Consider the following 15,049-nt stretch of genomic DNA (forward strand, 5'->3'; position numbering starts at 1 on the left):
TTTGGACCCACCTGACCCCATGCCGAACTCAGAAGTGAAACGAAACAGCGTCGATGATAGTGTGGCAGTTGCCATGTGAAAGTAGAACATTGCCAGGCATTAAATTAGAGAAACCCGTTGCAGAGATGCGACGGGTTTTTTGCTTTTTGGGGTTTAGAAAAAGGAATTTGGGATGAAAAGGCAGTGAAAAGTCATGGACCCTGAAATGAATTCAGGGAGACAGAGGTTTGTATCTAGAGACTGAGTTTCAACCCATTGTCTTCCTGACGCAGGTCAGGATCCATAACGTCTATATTTACCATTGGTATGATCACAAGTTTCTGAGCGCTTACCCATAGTCCTCCTGACGAAAGTCAGGATCCATAACGTCTATGTTTACCGTTGGTATGATCACAAGTTTTTGAGCGCTTACCCATAGTCCTCCTGACGAAAGTCAGGATCTATTTCGCTGATATACCTCTTTTATTCCAAAAGGGTAATGAAAACCACGGACCCTGAAATGAATTCAGTGAGACTGAGGTTTGTATCTAGAGGCGGTTTTTTTATTACGCTCACCTTGTCGTTCTCCTGACGAAGGTCAGGATCTAAAACACCATGCTTGTCGTTGTTATTATCATTGGTTCCATACTTCCCTCCATTGTCTTCTTGACGGAGGTCAAGTACCAGAAACATCTAACTTGTGGTCTGTGTCTCGCCAACTTTCATAAAGGTTAAGCCAGCGTTATCTAATCTCTAGAGTTGATACTTTTTACACCCTTTGGTTCGTATGCACAGGGCTTCCAGGCGTGTGAAACCTGACCGACGATCTTAAAGGTTGTTATTTATATCAATATTTAGATATTTGGGTAGATGACTCGATTAATTAACGCTTTTTTTGTCATGCAAAGGTACTATCTCTAATGTTTCAATATTTCTTTTTTCGATGTTTTATGTTTTTTATTTGTTAAATATGTGTTTTATTGTTATGGTTTCAAATGAAAGATGAAAATTTATTTGGTTCATATAAATTGTTTTAAGCGTACACATTGTGGTTTAGAAAGAGCAAAGTCTTTTTAAACGCATCTTGTATCTTCATTTATGCGACTTATATATCTGAGCTAAGTAGGTTCCCCAGACTTAACTTGTGAGCATTGTTTTCATTATATGATGGAGTAACTGAAATGTGTCGCGATATACTCAAGAGCAAGGTGTTAAAAGAACAGGTTGTTAAAGCTATCTACGGATCAAATGGAGGTGGTATTGAACCGCCAAAAATGTCAACGAGAGTGGCTTTACCGCCAAAATTAACTCCACTCATAAAAAACAACGGATAGAGTTTAAATGATGTCATTCTTGTTATCTCTGGATTGGATGGTTGTAGCAAGCAAGCTGTTCGCGCTTTGCACGCTGCTTTTGTTGTCCAAGCATTCACTAAAAGCGATGCTTTTAGGTAAACCGAGTTTATGTACACAAGAACAAATTGATCATTCATTATTTGTGTTAGTTAGTCTTGGGGCCTTATTCCATATGCTTGGGCGGTTTGTTGGGGATATGATTTTAGACGCTGATTTGGGAGTCGATGGAAAAAGGCAGTTATATTATTTTTACTTTAGCTTACATGAGCTATTGCTAATTGTTTGGGTAATTCAATGGCACAATATCAAACGGTGTGAGTTTGCCAATATCACCAAATATATCTGTTATTTGTCTGGTGTGGTGCTGTGTTTACAGCTACTAAGGTACGTTGATAGGGTGATTATTGAAGCTAATTATTTAGAAGAGGTTTATAGATACGGCCTTGCGTCATTAAATTTGGTAAAAGCAGGCGTATTTTTATGCTACCCACTTCACTTGGCATTGCGCTATTTACCAAGCAGAAAGTTTGCTTAGTAGACGGCCTAAAAATTTAAGTTAGGTGATCTCCACTAATGAATACGCTCGATATCAATTACTGGGCGATTTTTGTATTAAGTTTGTTTATAGTTCACACCTCATAAATTACCCACCATTCAGTGGAGTTGCTTAATAACTTGTTGAATCGTTGGTCACTTGAAACAAGAAAATCATTCTTATTTAATGCAAGGCCTACCGTACTTTCACACATGGCGACGCTTAAATATATCAATATTATCAATGCGAGGTTAAGACATATGTTCAAACTATTACTATTTAATGTGGGATAATAAAAAATTAATTTATACGCTAATAATACTAACGTGCTGAGGTAGATGTTATACTTTTAATAAGCCAGGCTTTTGATTTTTCTCACTTTTTCCAAGTAAGTTGTTCAAGTTCACGATGCAATATGTCGTCATTTCCGACGTTTAGCTCTATTAACCGTTTCAAGTGACTCACACTTTCAATATCGATTTGGCAGCAATGAAGGCCGAGATAGGCTTCTTCAATATGGCCAATTTCTACTTCCATTGAGATTGCTATTTCACTGTCAGGGAGATTAAATTTAAGGCTAGCAGGTTCATCTTTTAATGGGATATAGCCCACAGGAAGGGTGATCAAAGCACCATTTAAAGAGAGGTCTAGAACTTTGCACGTATAGTCACCACTGGCAGTCATTAATGTTGCCAGATTTGAAAACAATACTCTTGTAAATCGTCTACGCTGTTCCATTGGTCACTCTCTTAAACTGTTTTAATAATCATAGTTGCTAAACTAGCTCAATACCAGTGAAAAGCCCCAAATGTTTGGGGCTTGGCGTAGGGCTATAAGTTAGCCTATCTTTTTGTATTTAATTCGTTTTGGTTCAGCAGCGGCTGCACCATACGTTTTTTTAAGCCACTCTTCGTATTCAGTATAATTACCATCAAAGAAGTTCACTTGACCTTCGTCACGATAATCTAAAATATGTGTGGCAATACGGTCTAAAAACCAACGGTCGTGCGAAATACACATAACACAGCCTGGGAACTCTAGAATTGCATTTTCGAGTGCTCGTAGGGTTTCAACGTCCAAGTCATTAGTTGGCTCATCCAGTAAAATAACGTTCGCACCGGCTTTTAATAGCTTTGCTAGATGTAAACGGTTGCGCTCACCACCGGAGAGCTCTTTAACGAACTTCTGTTGATCATTACCTTTAAAGTTAAAGCGACCAACATAAGCTCGGCTTGGGAACTCAAAGTTACCAATTTTTAAGATGTCTTGACCATTTGATATTTCTTGGAATACGGTATTATTTCCTTCCATATCATCACGGAACTGCTCAACAGTGGCCAGTTCTACCGTATCACCAATATCAATGTTACCAGCAGAAGGTTGTTCTTCACCACTTAGCATTCTAAATAGGGTTGATTTACCCGCACCGTTGGCACCGATGATCCCAACGATCGCACCCTTCGGCACATTAAAGCTTAAGTCATCTATTAGCACGCGATCACCAAAGCTTTTGCTTAAATTGCTTACTTCAATGACTTTATCCCCTAGGCGTGGACCTGGTGGAATAAATAGCTCATTGGTTTCATTACGTTTTTGGTAATCTGATTGCTGCATTTCAGTGAACTGGGCCATACGAGCTTTTGACTTAGCTTGACGGCCTTTCGGGTTTGAGCGAACCCACTCAAGTTCTTTCTCAATTGATTTTTGGCGTGCTTGCTCTGATTTTTCTTCTTGCTTTAATCGTGCATCTTTTTGTTCTAACCAAGAAGAATAATTACCTTCCCATGGAATACCATGGCCACGGTCTAGCTCTAAGATCCAACCAGCTACGTTATCTAAGAAATAGCGGTCGTGGGTAATAGCAACAACGGTGCCTTCATAGTCATGTAGGAAACGCTCTAACCATGCAACTGATTCTGCATCAAGGTGGTTAGTTGGTTCATCAAGTAGCAGCATATCTGGCTTTTCTAACAATAAGCGGCAAATAGCGACTCGACGACGTTCACCACCAGATAAGTGTTCTATTTTCGCATCCCACTCAGGTAAACGCAGTGCGTCAGCTGCGCGCTCTAAAACATTGTCAATGTTATGGCCATCGTGCGCCTGGATAATCGCTTCAAGTTGACCTTGTTCTTTTGCCAATGCATCAAAGTCAGCGCCATCCATTGCATATTCTGCGTAAACTTCATCAAGTCGCGTTAATGCGCCTTTAACTTCGCTTACGGCTTCTTCAACGGTTTCACGAACAGTTTTACTTTCGTCAAGTTGTGGCTCCTGTGGTAAGTAACCAATTTTTGTACCTGGTTGTGGGCGAGCTTCACCTTCAAAGCTCGTGTCTAGGCCAGCCATAATACGTAAGAGTGTAGACTTACCCGCACCATTTAGACCCAGTACGCCAATTTTGGCACCAGGGAAAAAGCATAAAGAGATATCTTTTAAAATTGTACGCTTTGGCGGCACTACTTTGCTCACCCGCGACATTGTATAAATATATTGAGCCATGAGAATCCAAACTTTGTTTTAATCTGCTTATTTTAGAGAAAGGATCGCTGAGGGGCAATCCTTTACCTTGATCTTATACTTTTATATTAGAGTATTCTAAAAACTCAACTATTTAACAAAAGTGTATATATTGTTCTATTAATAAGCTGTCGATCCATTCGTTAAATTATCCTGTTGTTTTTTCTTAAGTAATTAATATTAGGTCATATATGACCTGTTTTAGAGCCAAGATATCGGTAAGATTAACGTATCTTGAAAAAACATGTTGTCAGGTTTTGTAAACAGTACTGGTTGTTAGGTGTTTATTTGGAGTTACGACTCAGTTCGAGCAGGTTCGGGTTTACCCATCTTTAGTAACATTCAGCCACTCATCTATTCAATAGCATGCATGAATTACAATAATAGTAGCGCCAAAATCGCTTACGCGGAGTCAAAGGAACATGACGAAGTATGTAAGCGCAGCGCCACTCTCCCTTTCTACATAAATATATAAAAGTAAGTTACGGCCACGTCTGTCATTCGTGGCATTGGCTACCTACTTACTTGATGTGAAATTAAAAGGATCGTAATGAATCAATCAGCCTTAAATAAAGAACGTCTATCTGTTAAGCGAACGCCCAAGGGAGGTGTGATATTACGCTATGCCAGATGTCTGAGGGGTTATACCCAAGCTGAGTCTGCAGCGACGTATGGGATTGAAGAGCGAACGCTAAGAAGGTGGGAAAACCGAGAGTTTGATCCTAAATGGAATGATGTGATCAGCTTAGTAGAAGACGTATATCTGTTAAATATTTTAGAAGTAATCGGGAAGATCAATGATGACAACGAACATAACGATTAAGCAAGTAAGAGCTGCGCTTAAAAAGTGGGGTAATTTTTGGCTTAAACGAGAAATGGGTAGAGGATTTAAATCTCACTCAATTTCAGACAGAACAGGGCAACCAACCGGTGGGTTTTCGTCGAGCGAAGCAATGAGTGTACCTGATGATATTGAGCTGATCACCTCTATTATTTCTCGCTTAAGACCTGAATGTATCAAAGCGATTCGAGCGCGTTACGTTATGGGTGGCACTATGGCTGAGGCATCCAAATTGCTTGGCTTTGACTCTAAGCGTTCAGCGGAGTTTTGGTTAGCAAAAGCCGAGCGCAGTTTAATGCTTGAGTTGTCACATTGAGTTAATTTATAAGAGGTTACGCTATGTCACTGATGATCACAGTTGAACAAATCAAAAAGCATGAAGGATATAAACAGTATCCTTACTACTGCACAGGGGGAAAATTGACGATCGGTTACGGTCGAAATTTAGAAGATAACGGCATCGACGAAGAGGAAGCTGAGCAATTATTAGCACGCGATGTAAAAGAAGCTAAAGCGGGTATTAAACGACGTATAGATGTAAGCCGGTGCAACGAGCCACGCCAAGCGGTATTAGTGAATATGGCGTTCAATTTAGGTGTAACTGGCCTAATGGGCTTTAAAAAAATGATTGCCAATTTAGAGCAGGGTAATTATGAGCAAGCGGCGCTTGAGATGCTGTACAGTCGTTGGGCGAATCAGGTACCAGGGCGTGCCAATGAGCTAGCAAAACAAATGCTCAGTGGGGAGTGGCAATAATGGGAATATTATCAAGCTTATTTAATCCAGCAATAAAAGATCCGATCCAAACGGTTGGGACCATTTTAGATGAGCTGTTTACCAGTGAAGAAGAAGTGTTAAAACAGCATATTCTTAAAGCTCGTTTGGTTGAACAATCAGCACAAATACAAGCAAAAATTAGCGAGCTCAGTGCATCGCACCGCAGTGTGTTTGTGGCGGGTGCAAGGCCGTTTTTATTGTGGGTTTGCGGGTTTGGCTTTTTATTCTCATTTGTGGTCAACCCAATATTACAATGGCTATGGCCAGAAATAGGCGCACCAGAATTACCGCTAGAAGTCATGTTAGAACTAACACTTGGTATGTTAGGGCTAGCAGGACTACGAACAATTGAAAAGATTAACGGAGTCGCTAAGTGAGTCAACCGGAGCAGTGGCAAATGAAAAAGGAACTCAATTTAGCCCATATTATTACCACAGTGACATTGCTTGTTTCAGGGATTTTGTATTTGAGTGATTTAGATAAACGGATCACCGCCAATACACAAGAGCTGTCACATTTAAAACAGATCAGAAACGAAGATCAAAAGCGCATTGAAAAACGCCTTGATTCGATAGATAAAAAGCTCGATACCCTATTGAGCAGTAAAGCCAGAGCAAACTAAACGCCGTTTCGGAGTCCCGACACGCCCCCAACTTCAGCCAAATAAACACGATGGTGCACAGCCATATGTGTTATGAGGAGCAGCACTTTGAACAATGCAATTGAATTATCACGATTGGCGGTGCCAGATGTGATAGAACCGCTAAAATACGACGACATTTATCAACAAATGGAAAATGCACTAACCGAGTCCTTTCCCAACTATATGGTGCTTGCATCAGATCCTGCAATTAAGTTGTTAGATATTGCCGCCACTCGTGAGTTATTACTGCGACAGCGCATTAATGATGCGGCTCGCTCAGTCATGGTTGCTTATGCAACAGGCGAAGACCTAAATCATTTAGGGGTGTTATTTGGTGTCGAACGAGGGCATGAAGAAAGTGACGAGCGTTACCGTGCGCGGATCCCCTTATCTTTAGAAAGCCACAGTATGGCGGGCACGATGGGGGCGTATGAATATCAAGCATTGGCCGCCTCAGCCAATGTAAAAGATGTGCACGTTACCTCAAGTGCGCCGGGTATTGTTGATGTGTATATATTACCTGAGCAAAATGCGAATGTGGGCGAGCTGCACGATGTGGTGAATACACATCTAAATGATGACGATGTCAGGCCATTAACTGATCTTGTTAAAGTCCACATGGTTCAACCTAAAGCCTACGACATACACGCGCAGATCCACTTTCATGATGGGGCTGACCGAAGCGCAGTAAGTGAAAAAATCAACGCTGCACTGAATGAGTTTATTTCACAGCACTATAAGTTAGGGCAAGAAGTACCGCACTCAGGGCTGATCGACGCCTTTCATCAAGCTGGCGTGAGAAAGGTGAAGTTATTGTCTCCACAAGACGACATCACCTGTGAAGTGAATCAAGCTGCGATTGCAAGCTTGCCAACAATTACTTTTATGTAAGGTGATGTAATGAACGATGGCAATAACAGCGACGAAGGCGTTAAGTTTCAGTCTTTATTACCCATGAATGGCAGTGAGCTCGAGCAATCTATTGAGCGAGCATCGAGCTTTGTGCCAAGTAAACCCATTCCAGATTACGTGGCAAAACATTGGGATCCAAAGACTTGCCCTGACAAGCTATTACCTTGGCTGGCGTGGAGTTTATCAGTTGATGAATGGGACGAACAATGGTCAACAGAAAGTAAGCGGGCTTTGATCCAAGAATCAGTCACCATACATAAGCACAAAGGCACCGTTGGCTCAGTAAAAAGGGCGCTTGCATCATTGGGCGTAAAAGTCGACTTTTTTGAATGGTTTGAAGATGTTGATGATGTGTCTTTGGCACCGCACCACTCGGGTAAACCGAATACATTTACGTTTATTGCATGGGCCAATGAAACTCCCTATACCAGTGCGCAAGTGGTATTAAGCCAAACGCTTTACGATGCGATTTACCGCGTAACCAATCATACCAAACCGCAAAGAGCCCATTTTGATTTTCTGGTGGGCGCTAAGCTTGATTTAGGGGTGACCGTTGCAACCACATCGAGTGGCTTACAAGTTGGTCGTATAAATTACGACACGGTACCGGTGAAAGCCGCTCCCACAGAAATGACTGCGGGCCTCACTGTTGTGAATAAACATCGCTATGGGCTTAAACGTAATTATGGCAAAACCCAGGCCGTGTCGGGTGAGTTATCCGCCGCACTGGGCGCAGGGCTGCACTTGCATAACCAGCGCCACAGTGTGGGCCGATTTTATATGAGTAACAACCAAAAACTACCAGCAGGCTGCTATTACTTACAGTCTTCTTTAGCCGCCGCATTTCATTTTAGCAATCGACGTTTCAGCGTAGGTCGCTTTTACCTTCATTCATCTCAATAGAGAGGGTGTGCGTTTACTTAGTTAAGTGACGTTACATGAAGTAATGCAGCAAACTGGCAACATACAGGTAATCAAACACTAAGTAACCCCACATAACACTCTATTGTTTCTTATATCACGCAGTCTTTGATAAGAGATGATCGCAAGTGCACTTCAGGCTAACGCTGGCGTCGCTTATACAAGGCTGATTGATATCAAATCAACCTAAGGAGTATGTGCAGTGAGCACAATCTTACGGCCAACAATAACAACTGCGGGTTTAGAGGCAGTTTTTAATTCGCAAAAGAATGGCTTTCAAGCCAAAATTAACAAAATAGGGCTAGGTACCGGTAATTATACGCCTCATCAAAGTCGTTCGGCATTAGGAGCAGAGGTACATCGCATTTCTGTGGCCAGCGGCGAAGACAAAGGCAATGCCCAAATTCATATGAGTGTAATTGATGACACCAATCATAACTTTTGGGTCAACGAAGTTGGCTTTTATTTAGAAGACGGCACTTTGTTTGCTGTTTATTCAGACCCTGATAAACCCATTGCCTATAAGTCATCAGAAGTTGACTTGCTGCTAGCGTTTGACCTTGTACTAACCGGCGTGCCAGCAGATTCAATCACGGTGATTGATCAAGGTGTTAATTTAAATATTTTAATTGCACCGGAGCTGGCCAAGTTAGGTGCAGCACAAATTGGCAACATGTATCGTCATATCAAGCAAAAGTTTGAATTGATGGACGCAGGCGTTTTGAAATAATAGGAGCAGACAATGGCATTAGAACAAGATATCGCAAATTTGGTTGAATCAACCAATCAACTCACCTCAGTCATTGATAATAAAGCAAAAACCATCGATGCAAAAATGGCACAGCTTGATAGCCGCGTAGTAGCCAAAGAAGCGCAAGTTGACCAATTTATTCAAGATGCAACGCCCGAAACGCGGTATGTGCAAACCATTAAAATAGGCGGTTCAAAAGACTATTTGTATCCGGTTTGGTGGTCATTTCCAGATAATAGCTTTGGAACTGGCAATGTAACGATTCACCGTAATTATGCATGGAATGGCGGTGTTAACGAGCGGCCACTTCATGCGAATCGACCACATCAATCGGCATTACTTTTAGAGCTAGAAGGTAATGCAACAGGATGGAGTGGTGACGCTAATTACATGAATATAAAACGGTTTAGTGAGCGTTATTCCAATGTAGCGAGTCACGTTAACTTTCAGATGTACTGTAATGCAGAGAAAGTAAACCCAGATAAGCCTATTTACAGTGGCAGTACAGAAGGTGGTTTTGGTGCTTGGTATCGTTCGGGCTCGGGTTTATATTTGCGAGGTGGGGGTTTAACTTATCGCATTACAAAAAATTGGGCTGGAGACGTTAAATATCATGATGGGAGCGACAATTTACGAAGGGTACTTCGTGAAATAGAGGGTGACACATGGTCAGTTCGTTGGTTTGTAGAACCCATTCCATTTACAGATCGCGTAGCACCTATCGCCAATACCATTCCTTATGTGAATCACCCTTATACGCCGCCGGCACCGACTTCAGCGTAGGGCTTATATTTAAATACGACACAGTTAAACACTACACAGTGAAATACGCGCTATTAAAAATGGTGACTGGGTAACCTAACCACCTAGTCGCCACATAAAGTAATACACAAAAATCAAAGGAAACACGATGATTTTAGAAAAACTCAACGTAGCAGGCAACGACATGGTGAATGTTCCTGCTGAAGAAAAAATCTTGCTTGACCTCGGTGTGGCACAAGCAGATGTAGCTGGGCTAATTGCCCAAGCAAAACACGCGCAATTAGAAGCCCAGTGCCAACATGCCCGTAGCTTTGCTTATCAGTCGCAATCAGATGGTTTAGCGTTTGATTATCTTGCAGCCCAAGCAGAGTTTGGTGAGCAAAGTACCCAAGCCGAAGCCGCGAAAGCGGCGTGGCTTGGGGCACGTAAATCTATTAAGGCACATTATCCAAAACCTTAAGCTTTAAACTTTTTACCGAGCAATAACTAAGCCCACCTTTTGGTGGGTTTTTTTATGCTCATTTACTCGAGCCATACGTAGTCGTATTACATACATTGTTTATTTAACAATAAGTGAATACAGGTTGGCTCATTATTATTATGGAGAAAATAATATGGCATTAGAACAAGACATTGCTGATCTCATAAAATCAGCCAACCAACTCACAGACACCGTTGACGGTAAAGTGCAAGATATTACCGCGCATTTAAACCAAAAAAAGCAAGAGATTGACACCAAACTCACTGCCAAAGAGCAAGCCGTAGACGCAAAAATTGCCAGCTTTCAAAAAGCACTGCCGCTTGGCCCAAACATGTTGTCAGACACCAAGCATTTTGCACACATCAACGCAAGCCAACCAGAAGGTACGGCAGTTGACGTATTACAATCACATGCCGCCCCATGGAGTTGCTTTTATTATCAAGGCACAGAAGGGGTAAGTACGGTCACAAAACTGAACCCAAGCATGCTGGCACAGCATGGATTGGTGCCGAATGACGAATTTAAAACCCGTGCTTTAGGAGATTATCGCTCAGAATCACAACCCTATTATGGCACTGACTTTAAAGTGGTGGTATTTGATGTAGAAATCACCAAAGGCAGAGAAACCGATGCAAATAATGGTCATTTATTTGTATTTAACCAAGGTTGCCCCACTTTTACTGGATGGGGGCGTGGTGAATTTTTAACTCAAGCCAGTTGTTGGATTAATGTACTTGAAGTAAGTGGGAACATGAAGTTTTACCCTTCTTCAAATCGCTCTGCATCAATTAGAGTTGACAGTTCTGATCTGAACAAAGGCTGGCAATATAAGCACGCAACAAGAGCTGGGTGGGGTGGATGCCATCAACCAAGATTTATTGGCCTTGGCAAAATGAAAGTGGCGATTGCATTGCCGTATGTGGGGATGGGCGATCATGGCGATAACATGATCTGGGCTGACAGTGTTGGCCACCCGTATTCTCACGTTGGTCCAACTGTTGCTGAAGGAGCATAACCATGGCGATATTAAAACAAATCTCTACGCAAACTAATTTTGCTGGTGGTATTAAAGACTTAGCCCATGGTGCACACATTGCTGAAGAAGCCGGCGTTGCCGCCGATGATTTTGAAGTGATTTTTAATACCGATGAAGTACACACACTACGAAGAAAAAGCTACAGCGCACAAAGCGATTATTTGTTCTTTGATTACATGGCTGCCGTCGCTGAGTTTGGCGACACGTCGGCACAAGCAAGCACAGCAAAAACGGCTTGGTTAGCACAGCGCGAAGCGGTTAAAACACAATTTCCAAAATAACTGACTTATAAAACCAACCCGTTTTATAAGCGACTTTAACGGTTCAAGCACAATTAACTTTTTATTGCATACATAGCCCGCTTTTGCGGGCTTTTTTGTATGCGCTTTTTTTAAAATGTATGGAGAAAATACACATGGCGTTAGAACAAGATATTGCCAAACTTATAGAGGCCTCAAATGACCTCACCACCATTGTAGATAATAAAATTCAAGATATAGACAGCAAAGTGTTGTCAGCCAAAAGCACCGTTGATGGCTATATAAGTCAAGTTAATAGCTACATAGACTCAGCCCGAGACAAACAATCACATTTTCGTTTAACTAAAAACCAAGCATTGCTCCCAAATGCTGATAGTACATTCCCACAAAGTTGGAGTGGTGGCTTTGTAAAAAGTGCCAAAGTGGTTGAAACAGTAACGACGAACGTATTGCCAGAACAACGCTCGGCACTAGCGCGAGAGTTTCTGCAAGCGATTAATTCAGATCGACAGCATTTCGCTGGGAGTTTTAAGATATGGGAGTTGGAGTACTACCCAAATCGTCGAGGTGAAAATCAAGGGTTATCAGCGTATTTAATGTTTCAATATAGTCGTCGAACGACTGTATCAACGGTTGCCGCCATAGTTAAACATATTAAAGGTGTTGTTCCAAATGGACTTTGGTGTCAAGGCCTTGAGGCCGGTCAGCCAGCAAAGTTATGTGGGCAATTTATCGGCCATTCCGGGCGAAACCACTACACCCATTGTCACCCACATGTTAATGGTGCAGGTAAACCAGAAACGGAAACAGGCATTATTCAAGTTGCATTACCAGCAGTGGTAACTGGTGATGTAGATCTAACTAAAAAGCAATGGGGTCAGTTTGCGTACCTCGGTGATGCTGATCAACCCGCGTATAACTAAGGAGAGAATATAATGGCTACATTAACAGTTAACGGTCAGGTCGTTGACCATTTCTACGACTGTAACACACCACTTGACGCGACTGCGCAGCTGGTACATGAACAATATGGTGCAAGCGCGACTTTTTCGGTGGTGCTAACTGAACTTGAACAACAAGCACAAGACAAAGCAATGGCGCGTGCGAGTATCACCACGCAAGTGGCTGATACCGACTCATTGCTTGGTACAACCTCAGACACCACACATTTACTCCTCAACGAACTCAGTGGTTTTATTAATAAGCTTAACAAAGCCACCACATTGGCAGAAGTACGCGCATCAGCTACGTCATTACAATCAGCCATTGGCCATATTGAGGCAGACGTGGCAGCGGGGTCGTTAACGTTCCCGTATCAAAGTAAAGGTCAGCAAAGCGTCATGGATGAAATATCAGCGCGCGCTACTGCGGTTAACCAAGTGCTTAGTAAGTAAACCTCAGCAATACATATTGGTGATAATGGCCGCGTTTCACGTTGCCCGTAAGACCGCCACAAAGGGGTGTTACGGGTAACGCGTTTGGCCATGAACAATATGATATAGCGAGCGTTTAGTTTTACAAATTATGAGTTTAACAAATTATGAGTTTAACGAATTTTAGCGCCATCGAACTCAACCAACTTCCCACGCCAAGCCTTGTAGAGTCTCTTAGCTTTGACGCCATAAGCAGTGCGATCCTCGCAGATTACAAAACCCGTTTTCCAGATGCGCAGCTGAATTTTGCCAGCGATCCCGTGATAAAACTCATTGAGTGTTTTGCGTATCGAGAGTTATTAGTAAGAGCACGCATCAATGAGGGAGCAGAAGCGGTTTTATTGGCAAAAGCTACCCACACTGAGCTGGACTATTTAGGGCAACGATTTGGTGTAAAAAGGGCGGTTAGAGCAGGAGTTGATCAGGCAAATAACGTCAATAGTGTTGCGTGTGATGAACCAAGCGCATTTGAAAGCGATGAACGTTTTCGTACCCGTATTAAACTGGCATTAGAAGGGTTTAGCACCGCAGGACCGGTTGGGGCGTATGCGTTTCATAGTTATAAGGCGTCTTCACACATTAAAGATGTGTTTATTGAAGCGCCAGAGTTTGTGATGCAAGCGCCACCCTCAGCCATGGCTGAGCAATTACCCAGCGGGACTATGCTGCTAAAAAGCACTTATAGTGCCGACTTAACCACGCCCATGCCTGGTGATGTTGCCATTACATTATTATCTGATGAAGGGAATGGCACGCCATCAAATGCTGTTTTACAGGCGGTTGAGCAACATTTAAATCAAGATGATATTCGCCCACTCACAGACAGGGTGAATTTGCTAACACCCCACATCTTCGATTTTGAGGTCAAAGCAAAACTGCATTTATACCCGGGTTTAAATGCCGATGAAATATGCGCCGAGTCACGGGCGGCATGTCAAACGTGGCTCAATACTCATCACAAGCTTGGTCACGATATTTCACTCTCGGGGTTATATGCTGTGTTGCATAGCGCGGGGGTCCAGCGAGTAGAGTTAATTAGCCCCACAGCCGATATTGTGGTTGCACAAAATCAAGCGGCATATTGCAAGCAACTAACGGTTTCTGTAGAGGCGCAGCGCAATGTCTAATAGCGATGAACGTCCAACCAAGTTAACGCTTGCTAATAGCTCATTGCTTGAGTCGTCATTGCTTGAAGCCAGCGCACGCCTTGAAGACATACCTGTTCAGTTAAAGCATCTTTGGGACCCAAATAATTGCCCAGCACATTTTTTACCTTGGCTTGCTCATGGTTTAAGTGTTGATGCATGGGACAGTGCGTGGCCAGAGCACATTCAGCGCCAAGTGATTGCAGCCAGCGTACCAAACCACCGGATAAAAGGAACGGTTGGGGCGCTAAAGCAATCCCTCAATGCACTCGATGCAGACTTAGAGCTGCAAGAATGGTGGCAAATTGGTGGCCCACCACACAGCGCCCGCGTATTGGCTTTGGCTAAAAACAACTTAGATGAACAGGGCGCAAGCTTTATCACTCCTAAGTTGCAAGCACAGCTGTGGCAGGCAATTGCTGCCAATAAACCTTGTAGAACGCAAATTGACTTTCATATTGGCAATATTCAGCAAAATAACGTGTACTTGGCGGCCGCAGGGCAAAGCACCACGCTAAAAACCAATCACCTCGCGCAAAGTGTTGATGGCGAGTTTGATGCCCGTGATGTCACGTTACAAAGCGTTGCCAGCACTTATGAAATAGGCACTGGGCGGTTAGCGCAAAATGCCGATGACCAATTCGATTTAAGTCATATCACGGTACAAGGCGTTGCCAGCAACTATGAAATAGGAACCG

General features: G+C 42.7%; 19 protein-coding genes and 1 rRNA gene. 18 read left to right on the plus strand and 2 right to left on the minus strand.

Annotation, left to right across the window (positions count from 1 at the left end):
* Together rrf and CWC18_RS20055 are read left to right on the plus strand one after the other, a co-directional pair.
* A 5S ribosomal RNA gene (gene rrf, locus CWC18_RS20050) occupies window positions 1-98 on the plus strand; the annotation flags it as partial.
* A gap of 1,222 nt (window positions 99-1,320) precedes the next feature.
* The gene (locus CWC18_RS20055) at window positions 1,321-1,869 is read left to right on the plus strand and encodes a hypothetical protein (protein WP_138675977.1); all 549 of its coding nucleotides are present in this window, start codon (window positions 1,321-1,323) and stop codon (window positions 1,867-1,869) included.
* Window positions 1,870-2,244: 375 nt separating this feature from the next.
* Here CWC18_RS20055 and CWC18_RS20060 read toward each other — a convergent pair whose 3' ends face one another.
* On the minus strand, window positions 2,245-2,607 hold the full coding sequence (locus CWC18_RS20060; protein WP_138675978.1) for a PilZ domain-containing protein: 363 nt from the start codon (window positions 2,605-2,607) through the stop codon (window positions 2,245-2,247).
* Between the two features lie 99 nt (window positions 2,608-2,706).
* Window positions 2,707-4,371, minus strand: a complete 1,665-nt coding sequence (gene ettA, locus CWC18_RS20065) for an energy-dependent translational throttle protein EttA (RefSeq protein WP_138592407.1) — start codon at window positions 4,369-4,371, stop codon at window positions 2,707-2,709.
* A 568-nt stretch (window positions 4,372-4,939) separates the two neighbouring features.
* Between ettA and CWC18_RS20070 the strand changes: the two genes are divergently transcribed.
* The 16 genes from CWC18_RS20070 to CWC18_RS20145 form a co-directional block, all read left to right on the plus strand.
* Window positions 4,940-5,212, plus strand: a complete 273-nt coding sequence (locus tag CWC18_RS20070; RefSeq protein WP_171041176.1) for a helix-turn-helix transcriptional regulator — start codon at window positions 4,940-4,942, stop codon at window positions 5,210-5,212.
* Entirely contained in the window at window positions 5,187-5,546 is a 360-nt protein-coding gene (locus CWC18_RS20075) for a hypothetical protein (protein WP_249348288.1), read from the plus strand. The genes CWC18_RS20070 and CWC18_RS20075 overlap by 26 nt, the downstream gene beginning before the upstream one ends.
* A 23-nt stretch (window positions 5,547-5,569) precedes the next feature.
* Window positions 5,570-5,986 (plus strand): glycoside hydrolase family protein, encoded by a 417-nt coding sequence (locus CWC18_RS20080; protein WP_138592406.1) that lies wholly within the window; start codon window positions 5,570-5,572, stop codon window positions 5,984-5,986.
* Window positions 5,986-6,384, plus strand: a complete 399-nt coding sequence (locus CWC18_RS20085; RefSeq protein WP_010367835.1) for a 3TM-type holin — start codon at window positions 5,986-5,988, stop codon at window positions 6,382-6,384. Before CWC18_RS20080 ends, CWC18_RS20085 begins: the two co-directional genes overlap by 1 nt.
* On the plus strand, window positions 6,381-6,629 hold the full coding sequence (locus CWC18_RS20090) for a hypothetical protein (protein WP_138592405.1): 249 nt from the start codon (window positions 6,381-6,383) through the stop codon (window positions 6,627-6,629). The genes CWC18_RS20085 and CWC18_RS20090 overlap by 4 nt, the downstream gene beginning before the upstream one ends.
* Window positions 6,630-6,716: 87 nt before the next feature.
* The gene (locus tag CWC18_RS20095; protein WP_138592404.1) at window positions 6,717-7,541 is read left to right on the plus strand and encodes a baseplate assembly protein; all 825 of its coding nucleotides are present in this window, start codon (window positions 6,717-6,719) and stop codon (window positions 7,539-7,541) included.
* Window positions 7,542-7,550: 9 nt separating this feature from the next.
* Complete coding sequence (locus CWC18_RS20100; RefSeq protein WP_138592403.1) at window positions 7,551-8,465, plus strand: phage tail protein I; 915 nt, start codon at window positions 7,551-7,553, stop codon at window positions 8,463-8,465.
* 220 nt (window positions 8,466-8,685) lie between these two features.
* Entirely contained in the window at window positions 8,686-9,213 is a 528-nt protein-coding gene (locus CWC18_RS20105) for a phage tail-collar fiber domain-containing protein (protein WP_138592402.1), read from the plus strand.
* A gap of 12 nt (window positions 9,214-9,225) precedes the next feature.
* Complete coding sequence (locus CWC18_RS20110) at window positions 9,226-10,017, plus strand: phage tail protein (protein ID WP_138675979.1); 792 nt, start codon at window positions 9,226-9,228, stop codon at window positions 10,015-10,017.
* Window positions 10,018-10,144: 127 nt separating this feature from the next.
* On the plus strand, window positions 10,145-10,456 hold the full coding sequence (locus CWC18_RS20115; RefSeq protein WP_138592400.1) for a hypothetical protein: 312 nt from the start codon (window positions 10,145-10,147) through the stop codon (window positions 10,454-10,456).
* A gap of 154 nt (window positions 10,457-10,610) precedes the next feature.
* Window positions 10,611-11,492 carry a hypothetical protein gene (locus CWC18_RS20120; protein WP_138592399.1) on the plus strand — a complete coding sequence of 294 codons (882 nt, stop codon included), beginning with the start codon at window positions 10,611-10,613 and terminating at the stop codon, window positions 11,490-11,492.
* A gap of 2 nt (window positions 11,493-11,494) precedes the next feature.
* Window positions 11,495-11,794 carry a hypothetical protein gene (locus CWC18_RS20125; protein WP_138592398.1) on the plus strand — a complete coding sequence of 100 codons (300 nt, stop codon included), beginning with the start codon at window positions 11,495-11,497 and terminating at the stop codon, window positions 11,792-11,794.
* Window positions 11,795-11,928: 134 nt separating this feature from the next.
* A complete protein-coding gene (locus CWC18_RS20130; protein WP_138675980.1) occupies window positions 11,929-12,696 on the plus strand; it encodes a hypothetical protein in 768 nt (255 codons plus the stop codon).
* A 12-nt stretch (window positions 12,697-12,708) separates the two neighbouring features.
* Complete coding sequence (locus tag CWC18_RS20135) at window positions 12,709-13,167, plus strand: hypothetical protein (RefSeq protein WP_138675981.1); 459 nt, start codon at window positions 12,709-12,711, stop codon at window positions 13,165-13,167.
* A 146-nt stretch (window positions 13,168-13,313) separates the two neighbouring features.
* Window positions 13,314-14,333, plus strand: a complete 1,020-nt coding sequence (locus tag CWC18_RS20140; protein ID WP_138675982.1) for a baseplate assembly protein — start codon at window positions 13,314-13,316, stop codon at window positions 14,331-14,333.
* Window positions 14,326-15,049: phage tail protein I (locus CWC18_RS20145; protein WP_138675983.1), on the plus strand; the 724-nt coding region annotated here is incomplete at its 3' end. The genes CWC18_RS20140 and CWC18_RS20145, both read left to right, overlap by 8 nt.

It is taken from the genome of Pseudoalteromonas aurantia (genome assembly GCF_005886875.1).
Classification (GTDB): Bacteria; Pseudomonadota; Gammaproteobacteria; order Enterobacterales; family Alteromonadaceae; genus Pseudoalteromonas; species Pseudoalteromonas aurantia_A.